Genomic DNA, 5,284 nt, shown 5'->3' with positions numbered 1-5,284 from the left:
CGCCGCCGTAGGCGGTCGGCTGCGACGAGTAGTTAGTAGGATCAATGCTTAACAAGTACGACTCTGACTTATCCAATTGATCTTCGAAATTTTCGAAAGAGACTCTCCGCTAAATCGCAATATATATTCGTGTGTACTTATACCTGTATATCCACCGTAAACATTTTTTGCGTTGTATTCGACACATACTATCCAGGCTTTTTCCTGTGCCCGGCCGGCGGTAATGCCGGTGACAATTTCCGGGCCGGATATGATGGAGAATGCCTTTAGACTTTCAGGATCTCGTAAACCTCTATGCAAATCTTGCAAGATAAAAGATCGAGTTTGCTCAAGACTTGGTTTTGGACCTTCTTCATGCAAAATTAGATTCTCAAATCCGGTGGTGCAAGCCGTCATCATCAAAACCGGAACGATGGTGGAAAGTGTCTTGCGCATATGCATCGATTTTCTAACGGCCAAAGTAAGCGGCCGGCCGAACGCCAGTCCGCTTGAGCGTAATGTTAGGGCTCATGGGTTGTTTTCCTCAGTTGGCTTGTCTACGATTCTTTTGTTAGCCTCATCTTTTAGCAGACCCGAGTAGAGGCCTCCAAGCGTTACCAAGAAAAACGGCACCAGGAAATACCAGTCGAGGTCTGGAAAAAAATAATGCACTCCGTATGTGGCTGCGCTCGCTATAACAAGTGATATGTAGGAAATTATTTCACTTTTTTTCACGTAATTCACCCTCTAACTAGAATTAGACGACACCCAGCAGGCGTCATCTTGCACAATAACATCTGGCGCCGCCGGCCAGCCTCCTCGTAAACACGGACTTGTCACTCATTTAGGCAAACCTAAAATTTCGCGGATGGTGTTCCGCTCCACCATATCAAGAGAAGAGACCTTTCCGTGCCGCCCACCCAACCTCCAAAGCTCCTGGATCGCATGCGCGACCATCTGCGCACGCGTCACTACAGCATCCGGACTGAACAGGCGTACCTCGACTGGGTTCGACGTTTCATCTTGTATCACAAAAAACGCCATCCACAAGAGATGGGTGCGCCCGAGGTGGAGGCGTTCTTGACCCACCTCGCGGTAGATCGACAAGTGTCGGCTTCCACGCAGAACCAAGCCAAGGCGGCGATCCTGTATCTCTACAAGCAGGTGTTGGCCATCAATCTCCCTTGGCTCGATGAGGTTGTACAGGCCAAGCGCCCGCAGCGGCTGCCAGTGGTGCTGACCCCCAGCGAGGTGCGAGCGCTGCTCATGCACATGGACAACGCCGCGATGGGCTTGATTGCCCGTTTGCTCTACGGCACCGGCATGAGATTGATGGAAGCGCTGCGCCTGCGCGTAAAAGATGTGGAGTTCACGCGGCGCGAGATCATCATTCGCGAGGGCAAGGGCGGCAAAGACCGGGTGACCGTCCTGCCAGAAAACCTGATCGAGCCACTGCAGGCACAACTGCATAAGGCACAAGCACTGCATCAGAAAGATTTGGCTGCCGGGCTGGGCCGGGTACATCTGCCGCACGCGCTGGCGGTGAAATACCCGAATGCCGACAAAGCCTGGGCCTGGCAGTGGGTGTTTCCCTCACCCGTGCGCTCCATCGATCCGCGCCCGGATGCGCGCACTGGTGAATTGCTGGAGCGACGCCATCACGTTTATCCTGAGTCGGTACAGCGCGCAGTACGCGAGGCAGGAAAACTGGCGCAGATCGATAAACCGGTTTCACCACATGTATTGCGCCATTCTTTTGCCACACACCTGCTGCAATCGGGCTACGACATCCGCACGGTGCAGGAATTGCTGGGCCATGCGGACGTTAGCACCACCATGATTTACACCCACGTATTGAACAAGGGTGGGCGCGGCATCTTGAGCCCACTGGATGCACTTTAAAGAAACAAAAATTCCACGAACAAAAAAGCCGCTTCTGAATGAGAGCGGCTTTTTGCGGGTAACCGGTTATCCGATCAGCGATCAGACCCCATCCCACCGCCTGAGCACCAGCGACGCATTCGTCCCGCCAAAGCCAAAGCTGTTGGACAGCACCTGCGTCAACTGCGCGTCGCGCGTCTGGGTCACCAGCGGCATGTCGCCCAGTTCCGGATCCGGCGTTTCCACATTGATCGACCCGGCGATGAAGCCCTTCTGCAGCATGATGAGGCAATAAATCGCCTCCTGCACGCCCGTGGCGCCCAGCGAATGCCCGGTCAGCGACTTGGTCGAGGAAAACGGCGGCACCGCATCGCCAAACACCTGCCGCATGGCCCGCACTTCCTGCATGTCGCCCACAGGCGTCGAGGTGCCATGCGTGTTGATGTAGTCGATCGGCCCATCCAGCCCCTCGATGGCCTGGCGCATACAGGCCACGGCGCCCTCGCCCGACGGCGCCACCATGTCCTCGCCATCGCTGGTGGCGCCAAAGCCCACCACCTCGGCCAGGATGGTCGCGCCTCTTCCTATAGCGTGCTCCAGGCTCTCCAGCACCACCGCACCGCCGCCGCCGGCGATGACGAAGCCGTCGCGGTTCGCGTCGTAGGCGCGCGAGGCGCGCTCGGGCGTGGCGTTGTACTTGCTGGACATCGCGCCCATGCCGTCGAACAGCAGCGCCATGCCCCAGGACATTTCCTCGCCTCCGCCGGCGAACATCACGTCCTGCATGCCCCACGCGATCTGCTGCGCCGCGGCGCCGATGCAGTGCGCCGAGGTGGAGCAGGCCGAGGTGATGGAGTAGTTGATGCCCTTGACCTTGAAGTTGGTCGCGAGGCACGCGGAAACCGTCGAGCTCATGCAGCGCGTGACCTGGTACGGCCCGACGCGGCGGATGCCCTTCTCGCGCAGCGTGTCGGCCGCCTCGATCTGGTTTTCCGGCGAGCCGCCGCCCGAGCCCATGAGCAGGCCGGTGCGCGGGTGGCTGATCTGCTCGGGCGCGAGACCCGACTGGGCAATGGCGTCTTCCAGCGCGATCTGCGCGTAGGCGGCCGCGTCGCCCATGAAGCGCAACTGCTTCCGGTCGATGCGCGCCTCCAGGTCGATCTCGGGCGTGCCGCCCACCTGGCTGCGCATGCCCAGCTCGGCAAACTTCGGCACGGCGCGGATGCCCGAGCGGCCCTCGCGCAGGGATTGCTCCACCGTCGCCAAGTCGTTGCCGATGCAAGAGACGATGCCCGCGCCGGTGATCACCACCCGGCGCCGGCCGTTGCGGTTGCTGCTGATGGTGCTGCTGCTCATGTCGCTGCTGCTTCCGTCTTTCCTTCCTCGCGCAGGAACAGGCCCACGCGCAGGTCATTGGCCACGTAGATTTCCTTGCCGTCGGCGAGCAGGCGCGCGTCGCCGATGGCCATGTTCAGCTTGCGTTTGATCACACGCTTGATGTCGATCTCGTAGGTCACGAGCTTGACGTCGGGGCCGACTTCGCCGGTGAACTTGACCTCGCCCGCGCCCAGGGCGCGCCCCCGGCCGGGCAGGCGCAGCCACGTCAGGTAGAAACCGATCAATTGCCACATGGCGTCCAGCCCCAGGCAGCCGGGCATGACCGGGTCGCCCTGGAAGTGGCACTCGAAGAACCACAGGCCCGGCTTCACGTCCAGCTCGGCCACGATCCTGCCCAGGCCGTGCGCACCGCCGTCGCTGTCGATGTGCGTGATGCGGTCGAACATCAGCATGGGGGGCAGGGGCAGGCGCCCGCTGTCCGGGGCGAACAACCGGCCTTCACCGGAGGCGATCAGTTGTTCGTACGAGAAGGATTCAGCCATTGTCTGTCGGTGGTGCGGGTAGGGGTTGGGGGCAGGCATGGGCGCGGGCCCGGCGCGAGGCGGCCACCCCCTCGTCGAAAGGGTCCATTATCCAGGGTCCGGGCCGCCTGAGCGTTGCGCAAGGGCAAGCTCGGCCGTGCCCGGCGCCTGGGCGCGTGGCGTCTCCTGCCCTTCAGTGTCCGCGGCGGCGGAGCCAGGCCAGGGCCAGCACGGCAAGACCGCCCAGCCACAGGGGCAGCAGGCCGGCGCGCGCTGCCCACCAGGCGTAGGGCGTGACCGCGCCGGTGCGGCCCTGCACCTGCGCCTCGAGGACGCCGCGCGTGTGCCCCGCGAGCCGGTGCGTGACGCGGCCGCGGTGGTCGATGACGGCGGTGGCGCCGGTGTTGGTGGCGCGCACCATCGGGCGCTCGAACTCCAGGGCGCGCAGGCGGCTGATGGAAAGGTGCTGGTCGATGGCGACGCTGTCGCCGAACCAGCCGATGTTGCTCAGATTGACCAGCACCGTGGGCGCCGTGGCCGGGTCGGCAAAGCGCGCGGCCAATTCCTCGCCGAACAGGTCCTCATAACAGATGTTCGGCGCCAGGCGCTGCCCCTGCCAGGCGAGCGAGGGCTGGCCCACGCCACCTCGGGCGAAGTCGCCGAGCGGGATGTGCATCATCTGCGTGAACCAGCGGAAAAAAGGCGGGATGAACTCCCCGAAAGGCACCAGGTGGTGCTTGTCGTAGCGGTAGGGCGGCGCCTGGCCCGCCGCGAAGCCGAGCACCGAGTTGGTGTAGCCCTCCTCGAAGCTGCCGAGCGGGATGCCCAGCAGGAGGGCCTGGTCGCCGGCGGTGTAGCGCTGCGCGATGCGTTCGAGATAACCGGGCACGAGCTGGCCGGGCAGCAGCGGAATGGCCGTCTCGGGCGCGACCACCAGTTGCGCCGAGGCGGCGCGCAGCTGCTCGCCGTACCAGCCCAGCGCGAGCGGGACGCCGCTGCCCGGCTGGAATTTTTCGTCCTGCGGGATGTTGCCCTGCAGCAGGGCGAGCGTGAAGGGCGCGCCGGCATCCACCGCGCCCGCCGCGGCGCGGCAATCTTCCCGCAGCGCGCACTCCCGCTGCCAGTCGAGCGCCCCCCAGGCCAGCAGCACGGCGAGCATCACCGCCCAGCTGCGCCAGCGTCCCAGGTCGCGCGGGCGCAGTTGCGCCAGCCCCATCGCCGCGGCGGCGGCAGCAAAGCCAATGCCATACACGCCAACACTGCGCGCCAGCACGGCCAGCGGCCCGTCCACGTGGGCGTAGCCCCCGGCGCCCCAGGGAAAGCCGGTCCACCACTGCCCACGCGCCAGCTCGGCGAGCAGCCACACGGCCGCGAACAGCAGCGCGTCCCACGCGCGCCCGCCCGTGCGCAGGCGGTGGAAGGCGGCGCAGGCGGCGGCGTAGTAGCTTCCCAGGAAAGCCGCCAGCGCCAGCACCGCAGCGGCCGCCAGCGGCGCGGCCAGGCCGCCGTAGGTGTGCATGGAGATGTAGAGCCACCAGAAGGTGCCGGCCAGCCAGCCGCAGGGG

At 63.8% G+C, this 5,284-nt stretch carries 5 protein-coding genes; 1 reads left to right on the top strand and 4 read right to left on the bottom strand.

The window, feature by feature from the left end:
- Positions 1–48: 48 nt before the first annotated feature.
- The gene (locus A612_RS17100; RefSeq protein ID WP_141630352.1) at positions 49–435 is read right to left on the bottom strand and encodes a hypothetical protein; all 387 of its coding nucleotides are present in this window, start codon (positions 433–435) and stop codon (positions 49–51) included.
- Between the two features lie 489 nt (positions 436–924).
- Between A612_RS17100 and A612_RS10955 the strand changes: the two genes are divergently transcribed.
- Positions 925–1,881, top strand: a complete 957-nt coding sequence (locus A612_RS10955; protein ID WP_051001492.1) for an integron integrase — start codon at positions 925–927, stop codon at positions 1,879–1,881.
- 81 nt (positions 1,882–1,962) lie between these two features.
- Here the strand turns inward: A612_RS10955 and fabB are convergent, their stop codons facing one another.
- From fabB to lnt, 3 genes are all read right to left on the bottom strand, one after another.
- Entirely contained in the window at positions 1,963–3,216 is a 1,254-nt protein-coding gene (gene fabB, locus A612_RS10950) for a beta-ketoacyl-ACP synthase I (RefSeq protein ID WP_019374525.1), read from the bottom strand.
- Complete coding sequence (gene fabA, locus A612_RS10945) at positions 3,213–3,740, bottom strand: bifunctional 3-hydroxydecanoyl-ACP dehydratase/trans-2-decenoyl-ACP isomerase (protein WP_019374524.1); 528 nt, start codon at positions 3,738–3,740, stop codon at positions 3,213–3,215. Before fabA ends, fabB begins: the two co-directional genes overlap by 4 nt.
- A gap of 172 nt (positions 3,741–3,912) precedes the next feature.
- Positions 3,913–5,284, bottom strand: a 1,372-nt coding sequence (gene lnt / locus A612_RS10940) for an apolipoprotein N-acyltransferase (RefSeq protein WP_019374523.1), incomplete at its 5' end; no start/stop codon positions are given.

Origin of the sequence: Melaminivora alkalimesophila (assembly GCF_000282995.1) — a bacterium.
Lineage (GTDB): Bacteria > Pseudomonadota > Gammaproteobacteria > Burkholderiales > Burkholderiaceae_C > Melaminivora > Melaminivora alkalimesophila.
This window is presented reverse-complemented; position numbering and strand designations above follow the sequence as displayed.

Coding starts and splice junctions, on each gene's coding strand:
- A612_RS17100 (WP_141630352.1), bottom strand. CDS start 435: ATGCGCAAGACACTTTCCACCATCGTTCCGGTTTTGATGATGACGGCT.
- A612_RS10955 (WP_051001492.1), top strand. CDS start 925: ATGCGCGACCATCTGCGCACGCGTCACTACAGCATCCGGACTGAACAG.
- fabB (WP_019374525.1), bottom strand. CDS start 3,216: ATGAGCAGCAGCACCATCAGCAGCAACCGCAACGGCCGGCGCCGGGTG.
- fabA (WP_019374524.1), bottom strand. CDS start 3,740: ATGGCTGAATCCTTCTCGTACGAACAACTGATCGCCTCCGGTGAAGGC.